This is a genomic window from Pantoea sp. NPDC088449 (assembly GCF_044753225.1).
Lineage (GTDB): Bacteria > Pseudomonadota > Gammaproteobacteria > Enterobacterales > Enterobacteriaceae > Pantoea > Pantoea floridensis.
On sequence record NZ_JBIVMT010000001.1, the window covers coordinates 1 to 21,441 of the forward strand.

Below are 21,441 nucleotides of genomic sequence, written 5' to 3' on the forward strand. Positions count from 1 at the left end.
CCCACCTGACCCCATGCCGAACTCAGAAGTGAAACGCCGTAGCGCCGATGGTAGTGTGGGGCCTCCCCATGCGAGAGTAGGGAACTGCCAGGCATCAATTTAAGACCCGTTATCGGGTCGTGACCTTCCCGGTGACGCGGAAAGGGCGAAACACCTGAAATCAGAACGATTTTCTGATATCAGTACAGAATCGGTGGAGCGGTAGTTCAGTTGGTTAGAATACCTGCCTGTCACGCAGGGGGTCGCGGGTTCGAGCCCCGTCCGTTCCGCCACTTAATTGATAAGCCCTGACTGCAAAGTCAGGGCTTTTTCATGTTTATAATTCAATCGTTATTATTGATTGTTAATCAATATTCTTCTGCTTATAAGCGGATTTTTCAGCAACAATAAACCTGCCAGAATGTTCTCATCGAAGCACAACACAATCCGATGAGGAAATCATGACAATCCCCGCTTTTGGTTTAGGTACTTTCCGTCTGCAAGACGATGTTGTAATCCATTCAGTTAAGACCGCGCTTGAGCTTGGTTACCGCACGGTTGATACCGCTCAAATCTATGAAAATGAAGCAGCTGTGGGTCAGGCGATCGAAGAAAGCCGCATAGATCGTAATGAACTGTTTATTACGACTAAGATTTGGATAGAAAATCTCTCTGCAGATAAGTTAATCCCGAGTTTAAAACAGAGCCTAACAAAGCTGCGTACCGAATATGTCGATCTTACATTGATTCATTGGCCCTCGCCTGGCTCGGCAGTTTCGGTAAAAGAGAGCATGCTGGCATTGATGGCCGCAAAAGAAGCGGGACTGACGCGTCAGATTGGTATTTCGAATTTCCCCATTGCCTTGATGAAAGAGGCTATTGAAGCCGTTGGTGTAGAAAACATTGCCACTAACCAAATTGAATTGCATCCCTTCCTACAGAATCGTCAGGTGGTCGACTTTGCTAAACAGCAAGGTCTGCATATCACTTCCTATATGACGCTGGCTTATGGTGAGGCGCTGAAGGATGACGTGATTAATGCAATTGCAGAAAAGCATCAAGCCACTCCGGCTCAAGTGGTTTTAGCCTGGGCGATGAAGTTAGGTTATGCGGTGATCCCGTCATCCACTAAGCGTGAAAATCTGGCCAGCAATATGGCTGCGACGGATCTAACGCTGGATCAAGAAGACATGGCAAGTATTGCAGCGCTGGATCGCCAGCAGCGATTAGTTAGCCCGGAAGGTCTGGCACCAGACTGGGATTAATCTCCTCGGTATTCAGCCCTGCACTCGCCAGGGCTGATCTTTTACCCATTCACTGAGAAAATCGATAAAAGCGCGCACGCGCTGGCTTACCCCTAAATCACTGTAATATACCGCATTAAAAGGCATCTCTACTGCCACTCGCTGCTCAGCTAATAATTCGATAAAAGTGCCATCTGCTATTTCACTGTCCACCATAAAATCCGATAAACAGGCAATGCCTTGAGCGTCTAAACACAATTGCTTGAGCGTCTCACCACTGTTAGATGATATCCCAGCAACGATATCGTAAAGCACGCCGCTTTCGTCGGCCACGGGCCAGCGATTTAAGCGTGGCGTTTCAACGAAGCCAAGACATTCATGATGTGCCAAATCAGCAACGGATGTTGGAACGCCATACGTTGCCAGATAAGCCGGCGTAGCCACTAATTTACGATAGCTCGTAAAAAGCCAACGAGCACGTAGCGTGGAGTCCACTAGGTTTCCTGCACGAATCGCAACGTCAACTTTGCGTTCAATAAGATTGATAAAACTCTCAGAGGAAATCAGCGAAAGCGTGACATCTGGATAACGCTCGCGAAAGGGCTTGATCATAGGCAGTAGAAGATGAAGAACGACAGGCGTAGCGGCATCAATGCGCAGTATGCCCCGCGGAGCCATCTGACGCTCTAACAATTCACTCTCGGCCGTAGACATCTCCTGCATTAACTTTTGCACGCGACGAAAGTAGTGTTCGCCTTCGTGGGTTAACGCTAGCTGACGAGTCGTACGAGTCAATAGGGCAACACCCAGTTTGTTTTCTAGCTTTTTTACAGTACGGCTCACAGCAGAGTTGGCCATGTGCAACTGTTCCGCAGCACGACTGAGACTACCGCTCTCAACCACGGCAATGAATACCTTCAGCTCTTCTGATGATGCTTTCATTATTCCCTCATGGGCAAAAGTCTATTCTCATTTTGCATCTTTTTGTCATTAAAGCATGAAGTGATACTAACGCCCATCAAAACCTCAATGGGAGTCAATCATGCCACTTGCACTTTGGGCGCTTACTATCAGTGCCTATGCGATCGGAACCACCGAGTTCGTTATTGTCGGACTCATTCCGACCATCGCTGAACAGCTCAGTATTACGCTACCTTCGGCGGGAATGCTGGTATCCATTTATGCATTGGGTGTGGCCGTTGGTGCCCCAGTGCTCACGGCTTTAACCGGTAAATTAGCGCGTAAGCAATTATTGATGGGGCTGATGGTACTCTTCACCGTCGGTAATCTGGTTGCCTGGCTGGCACCCAATTATGAAACGCTGGTGATTGCGCGCTTGCTCACAGGACTTGCGCATGGCGTTTTCTTCTCAGTCGGTTCGACAATTGCAACGAGTCTGGTGAGTAAAGAGAAGGCTGCGAGCGCCATCGCGATTATGTTTGGTGGTTTAACGGTAGCGCTGGTGACCGGTGTTCCATTGGGAACATTGATTGGGCAACATTTCGGCTGGCGTGAAAGCTTCCTCGCCGTATCGTTACTGGGCGTTATTGCTCTGGTAGCAAGCCAGGTGCTCATTCCGCGCAATATTGCTCAACCACCTTCTACTACGCTAGCACAGCAGGCGAGGGTAATGGTTAATCCTCGTTTGTTGCTGATCTATGCAATTACAGCACTCGGTTATGGTGGCGTATTCACCGCTTTTACTTTCCTTGCGCCGATGATGCAGTCGCTGGCAGGTTATTCACCTACTGCGGTGAGCATGATTCTGTTGGGATACGGCATTTCTGTTGCCATAGGCAATATATGGGGCGGTAAACTGGCCGATCGTCGCGGTGCAATTCCCGCACTGACACTGATCTTTATGGCACTGGCCATTTTACTGATGGTGTTCCAGTTCACCGCGAGTATGCACATCATGTCACTGGTAACCGTATTGCTCATGGGAATCTTTGCCTTTGCCAACGTGCCTGGTCTGCAGGTGTATGTGGTGCAGAAAGCAGAACACTATGCGCCAGGTGCGGTTGATGTCGCTTCAGGTTTAAATATCGCGGCCTTCAATATTGGTATTGCTCTGGGGTCCACTGTAGGGGGCTATATCGTTGAGCACTATGGTCTGGCGCAAACACCATGGGTAGGCGCAGTGATTGTGCTGGGCGCATTATTGCTGGTGCGACTGAGTGGCCAGCTCGATAAACCGAAGAGTGCGATAGCAATGGAATAATCTACACAATAGCCTGCCAACCGGCAGGCTATTACATGGGTATGCTGTGAGGTGAATTCCGACAATTACCAACACCAATTGAAACCCCGCACTAAAATCCCTATAACAGTCAGGTGAAGTAGTAGTCGTAAATCAGCCAGGCGGGAAAGTGCGGAAAAAAACTTATTCAATGCGTTATGTAGCAGGTCAGCCAGCTGAGCGAATCTTTCCGCCAGGGGCAATGCTGCATCTTGGACAGGCACTGCCGCCTGGCGCGCCCCTGCCAGCGGATCCCACTTTGCGGGTTTTAGTCTGGAATATCTTTAAACAGCAGCGTGCCGATTGGATGTCAGTCCTGCAAGGCTTCGGCAAGCATGCCCATCTGGTATTGCTGCAGGAAGCACAGGCAACCCCTGAGCTGGTCAAATTCGCCACCAGCAACTATCTCGCGGCCGATCAGGTGCCTGCCTTTGTCTTACCGCAACATCCTTCTGGCGTCATGACGTTGGCTTCTGCGCATCCTGTGTATTGCTGTCCTCTTCGTGAGCGCGAACCGCTGCTGCGCCTTGCCAAATCGGCGCTCGTTACGGCGTACCCATTACCCACCGGTGAAATGCTGATGGTAGTAAATATCCACGCGGTGAATTTTAGCCTGGGTGTCGATGTCTACAGCAAACAGCTGGGGCCGATTGGCGAACAGATTCAGCATCATCGCGGGCCGGTAATTATGGCAGGCGATTTCAATGCCTGGAGCCGCCAGCGTATGAATGCGTTATATCGTTTTGCGCGGGAGATGTCGCTGCGGGAAGTTAATTTCACTGACGACCACCGCCGGAAAGCCTTTGGCCGACCGCTAGATTTCGTTTTCTATCGTGATATGAAGGTGAGTGACGCTTCTGTACTGGTAACACGAGCTTCCGATCACAACCCGCTGCTGGTTGAATTCAATTCTCTCTATGGCATTGAGCGTTAACTAAAGGCGCTCAGGCTCCCACTCTGCTACAGCCGAAAATGGCCAGAACCGAGTACAGCTGATGAGTTAGCTAAAGGCTGGAGAGTCGGGGAAGTACACAATTTGGCAAAAGCTGAAAATGAAAAAGGCTGACAAAAGTCAGCCTTTTCGACGCATTAGGTATCAGGTGTTGCGCTATTCTTCACAAACAGCGTGAGCTTATCGCCCGGCTGGATGTCTTTAGCGTCACTGTTCCAGCGCATCACATCTTTGGTATTCACACCATGACGTTTTGCAATACTGGCAAAAGAATCACCCTTACGTACACGATAGGTGATGCTGTTGCCGTTATCAGCCAATTGCGTGGACGCTTTGCCGCTTACGGTCAATGTTTGACCCGTGCGAACTGAAGCGCTGCGCAGATTGTTCTGCTGTTTCAGTGTACTGACGCTTACGCCAAGCTTGCTGGCAATGCCAGACAAGGTGTCGCCTTTGCGCACCGTGTAGCTATTTCCTGCCGCGCTGGCTTTCGCCATCTCGGTAGGCTGCACGGAAGCAATATCACCGGAAGCCAGTGAATCTCGCAGCTTAGCAACATTGGACTTTGGCACCATAATGTAGTGCGGTCCATTAGGCGCCGTCGCACCGTTTTTATAACCGGCATTGAATGTCTTCAGTTTACTGAGAGACATACCGGCCATATCTGCGGCTTGCGTCAGTTCCATCTGCTGTCCCACCTCTACGCGAGCTAACGCACGGCTCTCGTTCGGGGTCGGCAGTTTGATACCGTAACGCTTGTTGTTCTTGAGAATTTCACTCAAGGCCAACATTTTAGGTACATAGACCGTCGTTTCGCGTGGTAACGATAAATTCCAGAAGTCAGTCGGCTTGCCGCGCGCCTTATTCTGTTTCATCGCTTTCAGCACTCGTCCTTCACCGCTGTTGTAGGCGGCGATGGTCAGTAACCAGTCACCGTCAAACATACCGTTTAGACGCTGCATCATATCCAGCGCTACTTTGGTCGAGGCCACCACATCGCGGCGCCCGTCATACCATTGGTTCTGTTTCAAACCATAGTTTTTGCCCGTTTGTGCAACAATCTGCCAGATGCCGGCGGCATTGGAAGACGATGTTGCGTGTGGGTCAAAAGCGCTCTCCACTATGGGTAGCAGTACCAGTTCCATCGGCATTTTACGTTTCTGTATCTGCTCGACTATCCAGTACATGTACGGCTCTGCCCGTAATGTTACATCGTGGAGATAGCTCTTATTTTTTAAAAATTTTGTTTTTTGTTCGCGGATCCGGCTGTTTTCCGGAATCCCCATCTTCAACTCGTCACTAATGTGATTCCAGAGATCAGTATCTTCTGCGAGGCTTGTTCCATCATCCTGCCATCGCGGCGACAACAATCGATCTCCGTACTTTCCATTTTCACCTTGACCAGCTGAAGACAGACTCTGTGCATGCTGTACGGGGATATTGGCGTCATTCCTTGATGCCTGACATCCTACCAGCAAGACCGAGGCGAGTAATATCGCTTTAGCCTTCATGTGTGTGTCAATAGTTCGCTTAAAAGACGAGCAACTATACGTGACGGTCCGCCACAACACAACCTCAAAAATTAAAAGCGGTCTTTCTTCTCGCGTAGATCGGCGAAAGTTTGCCATAACGCCGACGATGAGACATTACCGCCTAAAGCCTGTTGTAAATCAGGATCTTGCGTGCGTAAAAATAAATTTATTTCTCGCTCAAGGGCCAGTTTTGTCGGTAAAGTAATGCGATTTTCTGCGCGTAAGTCCTTAATTTGCTGATACCTTGCCAAAATTTTCGGGTCATGAGGCAAAATTGCTGCCGCAAACTTCATATTGGATAAAGTGTATTCATGCGCACAGCAAATAAGAGTATCTTCAGGAAGCTGATTAAGCTTTTGAAATGAATCAAACATTTGTTCTGCAGTGCCTTCAAAAAGACGCCCGCAGCCACCAGAAAACATCGTGTCGCCACAGAAAAGATAAGGAGAACTGAAATATGAGATATGTCCTAAAGTGTGGCCGGGGGTGGCGATGACACAGAAGTTTAGTCCAAGCAGCGTAAATTCATCTCCTTCAGCCACAATACGTTTTGCACCTTTATCTGCCGTTTCCTGTGGGCCGAAAACCTCCAGATCGGGATAGTGCTGCAACAGCTCCTCCACGCCGCCAACATGATCGTGATGATGATGGGTCAATAAAATCGCGACCGGTTGCCACCGATTGGCCTTAATTTTATCCATTACCGGCTGTGCTTCGCCGGGATCGACAATCAGGCACTTGTTATCCTCGTCCGTCAGTGTCCAGATGTAGTTATCCTGCAATGCGGGAATGCTGGTAAGATTCATAAACACCTCTCAGGTCGTAGAAAAAGGAAAATGGTAGAGCATGAAGCCGGCTAAAACACGCCAAATCCTGACTGCACCGCGCTCCTGGCGCGATATGCCCATGGGAGATTATTTTCGCGATGCGCTCACGCAGCAACTGCAGCCCTACCTCGGAAAGCTGTATGGCTTTCATATGCTTAAAATTGGCAGTCTTAGCGCAGAAATCAATACGAGTCAGTGTGCCATATCGCACCAGGTGAATGTGGGCATTGAGGGCGATGAGTTGCAGGTTATCGCCAATAACACACAATTACCCTTTGAATCTAAATCGATTGATGCCTGCTTACTCGCGCACACGCTGGCCTGGAGTCAGGATCCACATCGTGTGTTGCGCGAGGTGGATCGGGTATTAATCGATGATGGCTGGATGATCATCAGCGGCTTCAATCCCTTCAGTTTACTCGGTATCAGTAAAGGCATTCCGGGCTTGCACTCGCGCGCGCCGTGGAGTGGACGCATGTTCAGTCAGGTTCGTCTGCTCGATTGGCTAAGCCTGCTCAATTATGAAGTAGTATATCGCACGCGTTTTCAGGTGGTGCCGTGGCATCGGCAAGGCGGCCGAGTGATTAGTGCGCATTTACCTGCGCTGGGCTGTCTGAATATTGTGGTGGCACGTAAGCGCACGTTCCCGCTAACGCCCACCAAAATGAAGAAGAGTCTGAGTCAAAGCCAACTGCGCCAAACCGTCAACGTGACGCGCCAGTTTCGTGAAGTGAAGGATCAGGACTCAACCTGATACCCAATATCATCCTGGGTTGGGTTGCCCGCCGCGCTGCGTGCTAATTCATCGCAGCGTTCGTTTTCTGGATGACCGGCATGGCCTTTTACCCATTCCCACTTAATTTCATGATTGCTGAGCGCCAGATCGAGGCGTTTCCACAAATCGACATTCTTCACCGGCTTCTTATCGGCCGTTTTCCAGCCGCGCTTCTTCCAGTTATGGATCCAGCTGGTGATCCCCTGGCGTACATATTGGCTGTCGGTGCTGATTACCACGTCACACGGCTGCGTCAACGCTTCAAGCGCCACAATCGCCGCCATCAATTCCATGCGATTATTGGTCGTGAGACGATAGCCAGTGCTGAATAATTTTTCGTGTTCGCGATAGCGGAGAATGGCACCATAACCGCCGGGACCGGGATTGCCCAGGCAAGATCCATCGGTGAATATTTCTACCTGTTTGCGCATCTCTGGTAGACTTCCTTCTGACAAAACGCCAAGTCTGACATAAAACGAGTCCTATGAGCACTGCAAATAACCGCCAGATTGTCCTCGATACTGAAACCACCGGCATGAACATGATCGGTGTGCATTATGAAGGGCATCGCATCATTGAAATTGGTGCGGTTGAGGTGATCAACCGTCGCCTAACCGGCAACAACTTCCACATGTATCTGAAGCCCGATCGGCTGGTAGATCCCGAAGCTTTCGGCGTGCACGGCATTGCCGATGAGTTTCTCGCGGATAAGCCGCTGTTTGCAGATATTGCCGACGAATTCCTTGAGTACATTCGCGGCGCGGAGCTGGTGATCCATAACGCCTCGTTCGATATCGGTTTTATGGATTACGAATTCGGCATGCTGAAGCGGGATATCGGCAAAACCGAGACCTTCTGCCAGATCACCGATAGCCTGGCAATGGCGCGTAAGATGTATCCCGGCAAGCGCAACAGCCTTGATGCGTTGTGCAACCGTTATGAAATAGACAACAGTAAACGTACGCTGCACGGCGCACTGCTCGATGCCGAGATTTTGGCAGAAGTGTTCCTGATGATGACCGGTGGCCAAACCTCACTCTCGTTTTCACTGGACGGTGAGCAGAACAATCAGGGCTCCGGTGAAAGTATTCAGCGCATTGTGCGCCCGAGTTCGGGCTTGCGCGTGGTGAGCGCCAGTGATGAAGAGATCGTTGCGCATGAAGGCCGTCTGGATTTAGTGCAGAAGAAGGGCGGCAGCTGCCTGTGGCGCGCGTAAAACGGTTGGTTTTGCACGCATAATCGACGTTAAGCTGAAAAAAGCGGCAAACGAAACATTCCCACAGAAAAAGCGTTGACGGGTGTGGAAGCTGCTATTAATATGCGCCTCGTTCTCGACGGGGAACAAAGCGCGGAGCGGTAGTTCAGTTGGTTAGAATACCTGCCTGTCACGCAGGGGGTCGCGGGTTCGAGCCCCGTCCGTTCCGCCAATCTATTTAAAGAAGCCGATGCAGAAATGCATCGGCTTTTTGCTTTTCCTGGCTGACATAAATGCCAGCCCTACACATCCGGCGTAGGGTCGCCATTCATGGCGACCAGCACCCAGCTTAATCCTTCTGCACCACCACCGTCGCGCGATACGTCGCCACAGATTCTTCACGGTCGGCGCGCGCCAGCCAGCGGTAGCAGCCGGCGCCCAACGCCACGCCGATAAACCAGCTAAAGTTCGCCACTGCATGCAGTGAGGGAATAAAGCTAATCACTAAACCGATGCCCACCGACGGCAGCAGCGCAGCAATTGCTTTCGGGTTGAAGCCGCCGCGATACCAGTAACGTCCTTTCGGCGTGTCATCAAACAGATCGTCAACGTACACTTTGCTGCGTTTAATCAGGTAGAAATCAGCAATCAAAATTCCGAACAGCGGTCCAATGAACGCGCCCAGTACATCCAACGTATAGTGAATCAATTCCGGTGACTGAAACAGGTTCCACGGCGTCAGCAACACCGAGCCGACGGCGGCAATCATGCCACCGGTACGGAAGCTAATTTTCTGCGGCGAACAGTTAGAGAAATCGAACGCGGGCGAAACAAAGTTGGCCACGATATTAATGCCGATGGTGGCGATAATCATGGTCAGCAGACCAATCGCTACCGCCACGTCGTTACCTACCATGCTCACGGTCTCAATCGGATCGGTGATCATTCTGCCGAACAGCGATTGCGTGCCGGAGACAATGACCACGGTGACAATCGAGAACAGCAGGAAGTTGAACGGCAAGCCCCAGCGGTTACCGCGACGAATTTCACCCATACTTTTGCCGTAGCGCGAGAAGTCACCAAAGTTGAGCAGCGGACCGGAGAAGTAAGAGACCACCAGCGCGGTAGCGGTGATCATCTGCCAGGTTTGCTCGCCGGTGCTCAACTGTTTGCTGGCCAGCGTAAAGGAGATGCCGTCAAAACCGGTTTTGTATACAATCCAGCCGGCCAGTGCCACCATCACTACGTATACCGCTGGACCCGCGACATCGATAAAGCGTTTAATCGCGCTCATCCCATGCCAGAACACCATTGCCTGCAGTAACCACATCACGCCGAAACAGCACCAGCCAAGCTGCGATAAGCCGAGCCAGCTGCTTTGCGTCATGCTGCTAAGCGTCGGGAAGAACTTCAGCAGCACCAGCATCAGGGCGTTGGCCGCCAGATAAGTCTGGATGCCATACCACGCGAAGGCGATCAGCCCGCGAATGATGGCCGGGATGTTGGCACCGAATACGCCAAACGCCTGACGCGAAATCACCGCGTACGGCACGCCCGCCATCTGGCTTGGTTTGGCCACCAGATTGGCACACAGCTGCACGATGCAGATGCCCACTAACAAACACAGCAGAACCTGCCAGCTCGCCAGGCCTAAGGTAAAGAAGCTGGCGGCAACGACATAGCCGCCCATGCTATGCACATCCGACATCCAGAAAGAAAAGATGTTGTACCACGACCAGTTCTGATCGCGCGTTGGCGCCAGATCGTCATTGCACAGGCGCGGACTGTATTGCGCGTTGGCTTCAGAGGCCACCCGCGAGGTCACTTCAGAATGTTTTGGCATGAAACCTGCTCCTCTCAACATCATGGAAAAATAATCACAGCGTGAAACGGTATTGCAGGATCCAGGCCAGAATTGATTTCTTGTATACAAAAAATTAATTTCACGTATACGATGTGCAGCACACAGGCACTTACCGGAGCAGGTAATGAAGAGTGAAACAGGCCAGAAAACGGCTGCCGATCTGACCGATCGCGATGAACCCATCTACCAGGCGCTTCTCACCGCCATCGTTGAACATCAACTGCCGCCGGGCAGTAAATTGCCGGAAGAAGCCTTATCCGAAGTATTTGGCGTCAGCCGCACCGGCATTCGTAAAGTGCTGCAACGCCTCGCCGCGGTGCAAATGATCACCTTGTCGCCCAGACGTGGTGCACAAGTGGCGACGCCGGGCGTGGATGAAGCACGCGATATCTTCACCACCCGCAGTTTATTGGAGTGTGCAAATCTGCCGGCGGTGCTGAGCCATGTGCAGCAACCGCATTTGGCTGCGCTGGCCGATCTGATTGAGTCCGAACAGCAGGCGCACCAGCAGCACGATGGTGCCGCCGCGATCCGCTTATCCGCCGCCTTCCATATTCAGCTGCAGGCGATTTCCGGTAATGCAGTGCTTACCGATATGGTGACGCGTTTAACGCAGCGCTCGTCGCTGGTGATCGCCGCTTACGGCGCGCCGTGGCAGCGCGGCTGCCGTTGCGATCATCACGATCGGCTCGTGGATCTGCTACGAAAAAAAGATCTGCCGGCGTTAACCGCCGCTCTGCAGCACCACTTTGAGCACATTGTTAGCAGTCTGCACTTTGAGCGCAGCGGCGAAACGTTACCCGATTTCTCCCGGTTATTTGCCGGTAACAAAGGAGCGGCATCATGAGCCTGATCCAGGTGATCAATCCCAATACCAGCCTGGCGATGACGGAAACCATTGGCGCCGCCGCCCGCGCGATCGCCGCACCGGGCACCGAGATTCTGGCGGTATGTCCAGACCACGGCGTGCCGTCGATTGAAGGGCATTTTGATGAAGCCATTGCGGCGATTGGCGTGCTGGAGCAGGTGAAGCGCGGTAAAGAGCAGGGGGTTAGCGGCCATATTATTGCCTGCTTTGGCGATCCGGGATTACTGGCGGCGCGCGAACTGGCGAGCGGACCGGTGATCGGCATTGCAGAAGCGGCGATGCACACCGCCACGCTGGTGGCAACGCGCTTCTCAATCGTCACCACCTTGCCGCGCACGCTGGTAATTGCCCGCCATTTGCTGCAGCAATACGGTTTTACCCACCATTGCGCTGCGCTGCACGCTATCGATCTGCCGGTGCTGGCGCTGGAGGACGGTAGCGGTGTGGCGCAGGAGAAGGTGCGTCAGCGCTGCATTCAGGCGAAACGTGAAGATGGCAGCGGTGCGATTGTCTTAGGCTGCGGCGGCATGGCATCGCTGGCGCAAGAGTTAACCAAAGAGCTTGGATTGCCGGTGATCGACGGCGTAAGCGCCGCGGTGAAAATGGTGGAGTCGCTGGTGGCGCTAGGCTTCGGCACCAGTAAGCATGGCGATCTCGATTATCCGCTCGAAAAACCGCTCAGCGGGGCATTTCAGCACCTAAACTAAGTGCTGGTTGAGGACTGACGACAGGAACTTGCAGAATGAATGATGTATCTGAAAAGAAAGAGTACAGCTTCAACAAGAACTATCCACGCGATCTGATCGGCTATGCTGGCAACCCGCCGCATGCGCAGTGGCCGGGCAAAGCGCGCGTCGCGGTGCAGTTTGTCCTTAATTACGAAGAGGGCGCCGAGAACAACGTGTTGCATGGCGACGCCGGTTCCGAGCAGTTTCTTTCCGATATCATCGGCGCGGCCAGCTACGCCGATCGCCATATGTCGATGGATTCGCTGTATGAATACGGATCGCGCGCCGGTTTCTGGCGCATCCACAATGAGTTTCAAAAGCGCGGTTTGCCGCTGACGGTGTTTGGCGTGGCGATGGCGCTGGCGCGTCATCCGGACATCGTCGAGGCGATCAAAGCGGCGGATTACGACGTGGTGAGCCACGGCTGGCGCTGGATTCACTATCAGGCAATGGATGCCAAAACCGAGCGCCAGCATATGCAGCAGGCGGTGGACGTGTTAACCGACCTGTTCGGCAAAGCGCCAACCGGCTGGTACACCGGCCGCGACAGCCCAAATACCCGACGTTTGGTGGTCGAGCAGGGCGGCTTTAGCTATGACAGCGACTATTACGGCGACGATTTACCGTTCTGGACGCAGGTCACCTGTCAGGACGGCACGGTTAAACCGCATCTGGTCATCCCTTACACGCTGGAGTGCAACGATATGCGCTTCGCCTCGCCGCAGGGCTTCAACACCGCGGAGCAGTTCTTTACCTATTTGCGCGACACCTTTGATGTGCTGTACGAAGAGGGCGAAACGGCACCGAAGATGATGTCGATTGGCATGCACTGTCGTTTACTGGGACGTCCGGGGAAATTCCGTGGTTTGCAGCGCTTCCTTGATCACATTCAGCAGCATGAGGATGTGTGGGTGTGTACGCGGCAGCAAATTGCCGACCATTGGATTAAGACGCATCCCGCGCCGGATGCTTGATGGGCGCTGGCGGGCTGCCAGACCGCTTTTTTAAAGGCAACTTCAAGGTCAAAGGCGGTTTCGATTGTCCTGCGGACAACCGACCCAGGGGAGGCAGTCGCCCCTCCCCTGGGGACCCGGTCTCTTTGTCGGCAGAATTGCCGCTGCGCGGTCCCCTCACTTCAGGTGAATTCCTGACGGACCGGCTGCGATTCGCTCCTGCTCAGCGCAGCCTCTCGCCGCCGTCCTGGCGGCTCATCTTGGAATCCCCCCTCCGTTCGGCAATTCTGACGACACTCTCCCGCTGCAAAACCTCTGCACCAAAAAAGAGATCGCATCGCGATAAGAATATTTGATTTTATTAAAAATCTTGCCGCGGGGGTGTTGAGTCGGCATCACTTTCGCCGAGGAGAAGCCTGCTTCCAGGATGAGCCGCCAGGACGGCGGCGAAAGGGCCTGCTGAGCCAGGATGGCGAATCAGAGCCGGTCCGTCAGGAAGTGGGATTTGACGAGGGAACCCGCGTAGCGGGCGAGAGTGCTGCCGAAAAGCCCGGGTTCCCAGGGGAGGGGCGACTGCCTCCCCTGGGTCGGTCGGCTGAAAGCCGATCGAAACCGCCCTTGACCTGGCAGCACAGGTCAGCTCATCAAGCTGACCTGTGCTGCAACAATCCGCCACCCTTCCGGCATCCGGACCCATGTCTGTTGTTGACGCCCAATCTGCTCCACGCCCGCGCGCGTAAACTCAGTACTGCACACCGCATAATCATCACCAAAGGTAGTGATCACCGTATTGCGCAGCGTACGATCCAGGCCTTTTGACGGGCGCGCGGCGCGAAACGCGCGGATCTCGTCGATGCCATATAAATTCTCACCCGCACCCAGGCGCACGGTGCGTGGGTCGTGCCAGAACAGCTCATCCAGCACCGCGATGTCATTGCTAATCAGCGCTTGCTCGTAGCGATAAAAGGCGGCGGTGACGTCGGCGAGAACCGCCGGGCGGTCGATATCTTCAGGTGTCATCTTCAGGCGTCCATTAAGGTGGTTTGTGGCAGCGTCAGCCCCTGCTGTTGCAGCGCCCAGGCGGCGCGCAGTGCCAGATGTTCTTTAAACGGTGCGGCGATCAATTGCAAACCAATTGGCAAGCCGCTGGCGGTGTGCAGCGGTACGGTGCACACCGGTAAGCCGAGGAAGGAGATCGGCTGGGTGAGCATGCCCATGCTGGCGCGCGTCGGTAAATCCTGGCCGTTGATGTGAATGGTTTCCTGGCCGATGGTGGTGGCGGTGCACGGCGTGGCAGGGGCGATCAGCACGTCGAACTGCTCAAACAGCGGCAGCACCTGCTGCTGGAAGTGACGGCGGAAACGCTGTGCCTGCACGTACCACGCCGAAGGCAGCATTGCGCCAGCCAGCAAGCGTTCACGCGAATTAGGCTCGAACTGTTCTGGCTGACTACGCAGCGCAGGTAAATAGTGATTGCCACCTTCGGCAGCGGTCATGATAAAGGCCGCCGAACGCGCGATTTCAGCATTGGGTAAGCTGACTTCCTCCACGGCATTTAACGCTTTGGCGACCACTGCCACAGCGGCGCGCGCTTCATCGCTGCACCAGGTTGAGAAGAAACCACCGAGCACTGCGCTGCGCACGCCTTCTGCGCCGTGGCGCAGTAAATCGCTGACCGGCGCAACCGGCTGTGCGGCCTGGAAGGCATCGCTGGCGTCGGCGCCTTGCAGAGTGTCATACACCAGGCTCAAATCTTCCACCGACCGGGCAAACGGGCCGATGTGATCGAGACTGGCGACAAACGGATGGCTGCCGCTGCGCGACAGGCGACCAAAAGTGGGTTTTAAACCGAAGATGCCGCACAGCGAAGCGGGTACGCGGATCGAACCGTTAGTGTCGGTGCCGAGTGAAAAGTGCACCAAACCCGCTGCAACCGCCGCCGCCGAACCGCCGGACGAGCCGCCCGCCACGCGGGTTAGATCTCGTGGGTTGTGCGTCGCGCCATAATGGGTGTTTTCGGTGGTAAAGCCGTAAGCGTAGGCATCCATATTCAACATACCGGAGAGCAGCGCGCCGGACTGACGCAGTTTGCTCACCGCCCAGGCATCTTCGCGTGCCGCGGCGCGATCGCTGAACAGGCTGGCACCGGCTAAAGTGCTGTGTCCAGCGACATCAAACAGGTTCTTTACCGCATACGGAATGCCGGCCAACGGCGCTAATGTCTCGCCGCGCTGGCGTTGCCGATCGAGTTGCTCGGCTTCACGCAGCATGCGTTGGCCGGTCACTTCGGTCCAGGCGTTGAGCGCCGGGTTATGTTGCTCAATCGCTGCCAGCGTCGTTTGTGCGATCTCGCGGGCGCTAATTTCACCCAGGCTGAGCGCCTGATGCAGGGCGTTAATCGATAATGACGACAGTTTCATGGATGGAACACTCCCGCCACTTCCAGGCGATCGTCGAGCGGCAGCGCCATCAGCGGCTCGGCCATCGCGGCGATGAGATTAAATTGCGTCAGCAATTCGGCACGGCGCGCATCGTCCAGCTCCAGCGCCAGAATCTGCTCCATTTGGGCGATATAGGAGGCCCAGTCCGGTTGTGAACTCATCAATAATCTCCGTTAGAAACCGGCGGCGCTGCCGTTGCTGCGCGGATCGAACGCGCCTTCCAGCATGCCGTTGTTATGTCGAACGATGGCACCCGCATGGCCGACCACTTCACTGAAGTCAGGCAGCAGTTCCACCTCATGGCCGAGCGCGCGCAGCTGCTGCACCGTTTCCGGCGCGATGCGGGCTTCAAGCTTGAGTGAATCCGATGATTGTCCCCAGGTGCGGCCCAGCAGCCAGCGCGGCGCGCTCACTGCCTGTTGCAACGGCTGCCCCTGAATCACATGGCGCGTGAAAATCGCCGCCTGGGTTTGCGGCTGGCCGTCGCCGCCCATTGAGCCATACACCATGGTGCGGCCATCTTTAAGACGCGCGGCGGCAGGATTGAGCGTGTGGAACGGCTGTTTGCCCGGCTGCAGCGCCAGCAGATGGTCGGGCTGCAGGCTGAACGCAGCGCCACGGTTTTGCCAGGTGATGCCGGTGCCGGGCAATACCACGCCGCTGCCGAATTCGTGGTAGATGCTCTGGATAAAGGAGACCGCCAGCCCGCTGCTGTCCATCACGCCCATCCACACCGTGTCGCCGGGTCCGCGTCCGGTGCCCCACGACGCGGCTTGCCTGTCGTCTACCTGTGCCGCCAGCGTGCTGAGATGTTCGGCGTCCAGCAGGCTCTGCACATTAATGTCGATGTGGCGCGGATCGGTGATGTGCTGGTCGCGCAGCGCGAAGGCTTTTTTGGTGGCTTCAACGATGCGGTGCACGGTTTGTGCCTCATCGGCGTCTGCCATAGCGAGCCGATCGGTAATGCCGAGGATCGCCAGCGACACCAAACCCTGCGTCGGCGGCGTCATGTTCCAGATATCGCCTTCGCTGTGTGCCAGATGCAGTGGCGTGCAGCGCCGCGCTTGGTGGGTTTGCAAATCTTCCAGGGTGATCGGCATCCCAAGTGCGGTCATTTCGCGCGCCAGATGGTGCGCCAGTTCGCCGCGATAAAAACTCTCCAGCCCGTGATCGCACAGCATGCTCAGCGTATTGGCCAGCGCCGGTTGGGTAAAGCGGCTGCCCGCAGTCGGTACGTTGCCATCTGGCAGGAAAGTGGCGGCGAAACCGGGCTGATGCTGTAACTCCTGCTGCTTGGCAGCGGTAGCGGCGGCTTGCGAAGCGGTGACCGGAATGCCGTCGGCAGCGTAACGAATCGCATCGCGCAGCAGGCGCGTTAATGGCAACGGCGCGGCACCGAGTTCCTGCGCCAGCGTTAAGGCTTCCTGCCAGCCGCTCACGGTGCCGGCGACGGTTAATGCCGCTTTCGGCCCGCGATGCGGAATATGGGTTTCGCCGTGATAGAAATCGACATGTGCCAGCGAACCGGCCGCGCCGCTGGCGTCAATGGCGATGGGATCGCCGTTAGGTGGCACCACCAGCCAGAAGCCGTCGCCGCCCAAACCGTTCATGTGCGGATAGACCACGGCGATGGTGGCGGCCGCAGCCACCATCGCTTCAATTGCGCTGCCGCCTTCGCGCAGCACCGCTAACGCGCTTTCGCTGGCAAGATGATGCGGCGTAACGGCCATGCCTAACGGCGCCATGTTGCTCTGTATCATAGTGATTTCTTCTCTTGTTCTTTTGTGAGCACGCTGTTTAATCCCCCGCACATTCCGTAGCGGCGCAATTTATTGCGCGATAAATCGCGCCGCTACGGAATGTGCGGGTTTATGCGCACCTGGCAGATCCTGCATAAACCTAAGCAAGAGCTGTTCCAGTTTTGCTCGGACATCAATCTGGATCGATTTATGCTAGCTTGTGATGAAACAAAAGTTACAGGACCGATGATGAAACAACTTGATGAACGACTTCGTAGTCACTATCCGCAACTGTCGCCGCAGGAGCAGCGCATTGCCGACTTCGTATTTGACCATTTTGATGACCTGATCAGCTACAACAGCGCCGAGCTGGCGCGATTGAGCGGTGTATCAAAGGCCACGGTCAGTCGTTTATTCAAGCGTCTCGGTTACGAAAAATACAAGGACATGCGCGATGAGCTGCGCATTCTGCGCCAGAGCGGCATGCCGCTCACCGATAATCGCGATGCGGTGCAGGGCAACACCTTGCTGTCACGCCACTATAAGCAGGAGATGGCGAATCTGACGCAGTGGGTTAACAGCATCGATCCGCAGCAGTTCGGTGAGGTGATTGCGGCGCTGGGCGTGGCTAAACGGGTGTTTATCATCGGCATGCGCAATGCGTATCCGGTGGCGCTGCACCTGCGTCAGCAGCTGATGCAGGCGCGTCCACAGGTGCATGTCCTGCCGCAGCCGGGCCAGACGCTGGGCGAAGAGCTGGTGGACATCACGCCGGAGGACATTGTAGTGGTGATGGCGTTTCGCCGCCGCCCGCGCATCATTCGTCCGCTGATGCAGCAGCTGCAGCAGAGCAACATTCCGGTGCTGGCGCTGTGTGAGCCGCAGGCGCAGGGCATCATTACGCTGGCGCGCTGGCAGCTGTGTGCATCGCTCGATAGCGTTTCCGCCTTTGATAGCTACGCCTCCGCCATGAGCCTGATTAATCTGCTTGCCAACGCTTTGCTACATGAAATGTTGTCGCAGGGGCGTCAGCGCATCCATCAAATCGCCGATCTTTATCAGCATCTCGACGAGCTGGAACACCGTTAACGGGCGCCATTTTGGTGCGTTGCACTGTTTTAGAACGTTAACTTCCACGGGCGCTAGGCCCGTTTTTTTCGCCTTGTATTCAGTAAAACCTCATTTTTTCCTCTTTCTTTCCCTGACGCTGCGGTTGGCACATTAGTTGCAGAATGATTCATCAAGAATCTTTTGTTTCACGTAAACTCACCGGGGTGCATAATGAAAAAAGTATTATTGGCGGTAGCGGGCGCGGCTTTGCTGATGGCGCAGGTCGGTAGCGCGATGGCCGATCAGTTGCAGGATATCCAGAAGCGCGGCGTGATTCGCGTGGCGGTACCGCAGGATTTCCCGCCGTTCGGCTCAGTGGGCACCGATTTGCAGCCGCAGGGCTACGATATTGATATGGCGAAGTACCTCGCCAAACAGATGAAACTGAAGTTGCAGCTGGTGCCGGTTTCCAGCGCCAACCGCGTGCCGTATCTGCAAACCGATAAAGTCGATCTGGTGATTTCCAGCATGGGCAAAAACGCCGAGCGCGAGAAAGTGATCGATTTCACCCGCGCCTACGCGCCGTTCTTCCTCGGCGTGTTTGGTCCGAAAGGCGACACGCTGAAGGATGCGGCGGCACTCAGCGGTAAATCCATCGGTGTGACGCGCGGTGCGGTGGAAGACATGGTGTTAAGCGATATCGCGCCAAAAGACGCGCAGGTGAAGCGTTATGAAGATAACAACACCACGCTGTCAGCTTATCTCTCAGGTCAGGTGCAGTATGTGGCTACCGGCAACCTGGTTGTCGCCGCGATTGCGCGCCAAAACGCCGAAAAAGCGCCGGTTGCCCAGTTCATGTTGAAAGATTCGCCGTGCTACATCGGCCTGAAAAAAGATGAGCCGGCGCTGAAAGAGAAAGTGAATGCGCTGATTGAGCAGGGCATCAAAGACGGCACGCTGAACACGCTGTCGGAAGAGTGGCTGAAAGCGCCGCTGCCCGCCAACCTCGGCGCATAAAACATGGGGCAACTTAACTTTGCCGATCTCTGGCCACATTGGCCAGAGCTACTGGCCGGGCTGTGGGTCACGATTCAGATCACCGTGCTCGCCACCGTGGGCGGCGTAAGCCTCGGCATTTTCGGCGCGGCGCTGCGTAGCGGCAAACCGAGCTGGGCGAGCCGCATCTGGGGCGTATACGTTGAACTGATTCGTAATACGCCGTTTGTGGTGCAGCTGTTTTTTATCGTCTTTGGTTTGCCCAATCTTGGTCTGAAACTGACGGCGGGCGAAGCTGCACTGCTAGCGATGTTGATTAATCTGGGTGCCTACAGCACCGAAATTATTCGCGCCGGGATTCAGGTGACGCCGCGCGGCCAGTGGGAAGCGGGGCGCGTGCTGGGCTTAACCCGCACGCAAACCTTTATCCGCGTGGTATTGCCGCCGTCGCTGCAGCGCATTTATCCGGCGCTGGTGAGCCAGTGCATCATTGTGATGCTCGGCTCATCGGTGGTGTCGCAGGTGTCGTACGAAGAGTTGACCTTCGCCGCCAACCTGATTCAGTCGCGCACCTTTTTGAGTTTTGAAGTCTATTTCGTGACCACGCTGATCTATCTGGCGTTGTCGATTGCCATGCGCCAACTGCTGCTGGCGCTGGGACGTAAATGGTTAGGAGCGCAGCCGGCATGACGACGTTTACCGACTGGGACATCCTGCGCAACCTGCTGCTGGCGGCGCGCTGGACAATATTACTCTCGCTGGTGGCGTTTTTCGGCGGCACGCTGGTGACCTTGCCGCTGCTGTTTATGCGCTTGCTGAAACGCAAATGGCCAATGCGCCTGGTGCGCGCTTACACCGAACTGTTTCAGGGCACGCCGCTGCTGATGCAGCTGTTCCTCGCCTTCTTCGGCGTCGGTTTGTTCGGCATTGACGTAGCGCCCTGGACCGCCGCCTCGCTGGCATTAACGCTCTACACCAGCGCGTTTCTGGTGGATATCTGGTACGGCAGCATTCGCGCCCTGCCAAAAGGACAATGGGAAGCGTCGCGCTGCCTCGGCCTGACCTTTGGTCAAACGCTGTTTCGCGTGGTGGCGCCGCAGGCGATTCGTATCGCCATCGCGCCCACGGTCGGTTTTGCCGTACAGGTGATTAAAGGCACCGCGCTGGCCTCGATTATCGGTTTCGTCGAGCTGACCAAAGCCGGCACCATTTTGAATAACGTGACCTATGAGCCCTTCAAGGTGTTTGGCCTAGTGGCGCTCGGTTACTTCCTGATGTGTTATCCGCTGTCGCGTTACAGCCAGTACCTGGAGAAAAAATTCAATGCCGCTCATCACCATTAATCAGGTACAGAAGTACTACGGCGATAATCACGTGCTGAAAGGGGTCGATCTCGATGTCGATCACGGCGAAGTGATCTCGATTATTGGCCGCAGCGGATCGGGCAAAAGTACCTTGCTGCGCTGCATGAATGGGCTGGAAGGCTATCAGGATGGCAGCATCAAACTGGGCGGCATGACCATTACCGATCGCGAATCGCAGGCGCGGGAAATCAGCCGTTCGGTCGGCATGGTATTCCAGAACTTCAATCTGTTCCCGCACATGACGGCGCTGGAAAACGTGATGCTGGCACCGCGCCGCGTGCTGAAGAAAAGCGAAGCCGAATGCCGCGCGCTGGCGACGCAGATGCTGGAAAAAGTCGGCCTTGGTGAGCGCATCAATTACTACCCGGCCAATCTGTCTGGCGGCCAGCAGCAGCGCGTGGCGATCGCCCGTGCACTGGCGATGCAGCCGAAAGTTTTACTCTGTGATGAGATCACCTCAGCGCTCGATCCCGAGCTGGTGGGCGAAGTGCTGAAAGTGCTGGAGCAGCTGGCCGCCGAAGGCATGACGCTGATTCTCGTCACTCATGAAATGAACTTCGCCCGCGACGTGGGCGATCGCGTGGTCTTTATGCATCAGGGGCGCGTCTGGGAGCAGGGCGACAGCAAAACGCTGTTCGCCAATCCGCAAACTGCGGAGCTGAAGCAGTTTATTTCCACGGTCCGCCTCTAGGTTT

21 protein-coding genes, 2 tRNA genes, 1 rRNA gene and 1 pseudogene are annotated in these 21,441 nt (G+C 55.0%); 16 read left to right on the top strand and 9 right to left on the bottom strand.

Annotated features, from left to right (window positions below; translation table 11 throughout):
- The 3 genes from rrf to dkgB all read left to right on the top strand — a co-directional run.
- Window positions 1–93, top strand: a 5S ribosomal RNA gene (gene rrf / locus ACIP6T_RS00005); the annotation flags it as partial.
- A 102-nt stretch (window positions 94–195) separates the two neighbouring features.
- Window positions 196–272 (top strand) — tRNA-Asp (locus ACIP6T_RS00010).
- Between the two features lie 168 nt (window positions 273–440).
- Window positions 441–1,244 carry a 2,5-didehydrogluconate reductase DkgB gene (dkgB, locus tag ACIP6T_RS00015; RefSeq protein WP_097094852.1) on the top strand — a complete coding sequence of 268 codons (804 nt, stop codon included), beginning with the start codon at window positions 441–443 and terminating at the stop codon, window positions 1,242–1,244.
- A 12-nt stretch (window positions 1,245–1,256) separates the two neighbouring features.
- On the opposite strand, the gene yafC is transcribed toward dkgB, so the two are convergent.
- The gene (yafC, locus tag ACIP6T_RS00020; protein ID WP_400454653.1) at window positions 1,257–2,165 is read right to left on the bottom strand and encodes a DNA-binding transcriptional regulator YafC; all 909 of its coding nucleotides are present in this window, start codon (window positions 2,163–2,165) and stop codon (window positions 1,257–1,259) included.
- A gap of 100 nt (window positions 2,166–2,265) precedes the next feature.
- Between yafC and ACIP6T_RS00025 the strand changes: the two genes are divergently transcribed.
- The gene (locus tag ACIP6T_RS00025; RefSeq protein WP_097094850.1) at window positions 2,266–3,444 is read left to right on the top strand and encodes an MFS transporter; all 1,179 of its coding nucleotides are present in this window, start codon (window positions 2,266–2,268) and stop codon (window positions 3,442–3,444) included.
- Between the two features lie 148 nt (window positions 3,445–3,592).
- A complete protein-coding gene (locus tag ACIP6T_RS00030; RefSeq protein ID WP_097094849.1) occupies window positions 3,593–4,396 on the top strand; it encodes an endonuclease/exonuclease/phosphatase family protein in 804 nt (267 codons plus the stop codon).
- Window positions 4,397–4,551: 155 nt separating this feature from the next.
- Here ACIP6T_RS00030 and mltD read toward each other — a convergent pair whose 3' ends face one another.
- Together mltD and gloB are read right to left on the bottom strand one after the other, a co-directional pair.
- Window positions 4,552–5,925, bottom strand: a complete 1,374-nt coding sequence (gene mltD, locus ACIP6T_RS00035) for a murein transglycosylase D (RefSeq protein WP_097094848.1) — start codon at window positions 5,923–5,925, stop codon at window positions 4,552–4,554.
- A 71-nt stretch (window positions 5,926–5,996) separates the two neighbouring features.
- A complete protein-coding gene (gene gloB, locus ACIP6T_RS00040) occupies window positions 5,997–6,752 on the bottom strand; it encodes a hydroxyacylglutathione hydrolase (protein WP_097094847.1) in 756 nt (251 codons plus the stop codon).
- 40 nt (window positions 6,753–6,792) lie between these two features.
- On the opposite strand from gloB, the gene ACIP6T_RS00045 reads away from it, so the two are divergent.
- Window positions 6,793–7,527, top strand: a complete 735-nt coding sequence (locus ACIP6T_RS00045; RefSeq protein WP_097094846.1) for a class I SAM-dependent methyltransferase — start codon at window positions 6,793–6,795, stop codon at window positions 7,525–7,527.
- On the opposite strand, the pseudogene rnhA reads toward ACIP6T_RS00045, so the two are convergent.
- Window positions 7,512–8,079, bottom strand: a pseudogene (gene rnhA, locus ACIP6T_RS00050) (ribonuclease HI). The gene ACIP6T_RS00045 and the pseudogene rnhA sit on opposite strands and share 16 nt — an antisense overlap.
- Between rnhA and dnaQ the strand changes: the two are divergent.
- Entirely contained in the window at window positions 8,033–8,764 is a 732-nt protein-coding gene (gene dnaQ, locus ACIP6T_RS00055) for a DNA polymerase III subunit epsilon (protein ID WP_097094845.1), read from the top strand. The pseudogene rnhA and the gene dnaQ overlap by 47 nt on opposite strands.
- A 134-nt stretch (window positions 8,765–8,898) precedes the next feature.
- Window positions 8,899–8,975: transfer RNA gene (locus tag ACIP6T_RS00060), tRNA-Asp, on the top strand.
- 117 nt (window positions 8,976–9,092) lie between these two features.
- Here the strand turns inward: ACIP6T_RS00060 and ACIP6T_RS00065 are convergent.
- Window positions 9,093–10,586: an NCS1 family nucleobase:cation symporter-1 gene (locus ACIP6T_RS00065; protein ID WP_400454657.1), complete on the bottom strand. Its 1,494-nt coding sequence runs from the start codon at window positions 10,584–10,586 to the stop codon at window positions 9,093–9,095.
- A gap of 145 nt (window positions 10,587–10,731) precedes the next feature.
- Between ACIP6T_RS00065 and ACIP6T_RS00070 the strand changes: the two genes are divergently transcribed.
- From ACIP6T_RS00070 to puuE, 3 genes are read left to right on the top strand one after another with little or no spacing between them, the layout of a single operon-like run.
- Complete coding sequence (locus ACIP6T_RS00070) at window positions 10,732–11,454, top strand: GntR family transcriptional regulator (protein ID WP_097094843.1); 723 nt, start codon at window positions 10,732–10,734, stop codon at window positions 11,452–11,454.
- Window positions 11,451–12,182 carry an allantoin racemase gene (gene hpxA, locus ACIP6T_RS00075; protein ID WP_400454661.1) on the top strand — a complete coding sequence of 244 codons (732 nt, stop codon included), beginning with the start codon at window positions 11,451–11,453 and terminating at the stop codon, window positions 12,180–12,182. Before ACIP6T_RS00070 ends, hpxA begins: the two co-directional genes overlap by 4 nt.
- Before the next feature lie 35 nt (window positions 12,183–12,217).
- Complete coding sequence (puuE, locus tag ACIP6T_RS00080; RefSeq protein WP_400454664.1) at window positions 12,218–13,177, top strand: allantoinase PuuE; 960 nt, start codon at window positions 12,218–12,220, stop codon at window positions 13,175–13,177.
- Window positions 13,178–13,792: 615 nt separating this feature from the next.
- On the opposite strand, the gene hpxZ is transcribed toward puuE, so the two are convergent.
- Genes hpxZ through ACIP6T_RS00100 form a run of 4 tightly spaced genes read right to left on the bottom strand, consistent with a single transcriptional unit; the run spans window position 13,793 to window position 17,357 of the window.
- Window positions 13,793–14,176: an oxalurate catabolism protein HpxZ gene (hpxZ, locus tag ACIP6T_RS00085; protein WP_097094840.1), complete on the bottom strand. Its 384-nt coding sequence runs from the start codon at window positions 14,174–14,176 to the stop codon at window positions 13,793–13,795.
- A 2-nt stretch (window positions 14,177–14,178) separates the two neighbouring features.
- Window positions 14,179–15,576, bottom strand: a complete 1,398-nt coding sequence (locus ACIP6T_RS00090; protein WP_097094839.1) for an AtzE family amidohydrolase — start codon at window positions 15,574–15,576, stop codon at window positions 14,179–14,181.
- Window positions 15,573–15,758, bottom strand: coding sequence for an oxalurate catabolism protein HpxX (hpxX, locus tag ACIP6T_RS00095; protein ID WP_400454667.1), 186 nt, complete (start codon window positions 15,756–15,758; stop codon window positions 15,573–15,575). Before hpxX ends, ACIP6T_RS00090 begins: the two co-directional genes overlap by 4 nt.
- Window positions 15,759–15,770: 12 nt before the next feature.
- Window positions 15,771–17,357: a gamma-glutamyltransferase family protein gene (locus tag ACIP6T_RS00100; RefSeq protein ID WP_400454668.1), complete on the bottom strand. Its 1,587-nt coding sequence runs from the start codon at window positions 17,355–17,357 to the stop codon at window positions 15,771–15,773.
- 228 nt (window positions 17,358–17,585) lie between these two features.
- Here ACIP6T_RS00100 and hpxU point away from each other — a divergent pair, with 228 nt between their 5' ends.
- The 5 genes from hpxU (at window position 17,586) to ACIP6T_RS00125 (ending at window position 21,437) form a co-directional block, all read left to right on the top strand.
- Window positions 17,586–18,425: a MurR/RpiR family transcriptional regulator HpxU gene (hpxU, locus tag ACIP6T_RS00105; protein ID WP_345827221.1), complete on the top strand. Its 840-nt coding sequence runs from the start codon at window positions 17,586–17,588 to the stop codon at window positions 18,423–18,425.
- Between the two features lie 192 nt (window positions 18,426–18,617).
- Window positions 18,618–19,403, top strand: a complete 786-nt coding sequence (locus ACIP6T_RS00110) for a transporter substrate-binding domain-containing protein (RefSeq protein ID WP_400454671.1) — start codon at window positions 18,618–18,620, stop codon at window positions 19,401–19,403.
- A gap of 3 nt (window positions 19,404–19,406) precedes the next feature.
- Window positions 19,407–20,072, top strand: a complete 666-nt coding sequence (locus tag ACIP6T_RS00115) for an amino acid ABC transporter permease (protein ID WP_400454674.1) — start codon at window positions 19,407–19,409, stop codon at window positions 20,070–20,072.
- Window positions 20,069–20,725 carry an amino acid ABC transporter permease gene (locus ACIP6T_RS00120; protein WP_007887184.1) on the top strand — a complete coding sequence of 219 codons (657 nt, stop codon included), beginning with the start codon at window positions 20,069–20,071 and terminating at the stop codon, window positions 20,723–20,725. Before ACIP6T_RS00115 ends, ACIP6T_RS00120 begins: the two co-directional genes overlap by 4 nt.
- The gene (locus ACIP6T_RS00125) at window positions 20,706–21,437 is read left to right on the top strand and encodes an amino acid ABC transporter ATP-binding protein (protein WP_064740345.1); all 732 of its coding nucleotides are present in this window, start codon (window positions 20,706–20,708) and stop codon (window positions 21,435–21,437) included. Before ACIP6T_RS00120 ends, ACIP6T_RS00125 begins: the two co-directional genes overlap by 20 nt.
- The last annotated feature ends 4 nt before the right edge of the window (window positions 21,438–21,441 follow it).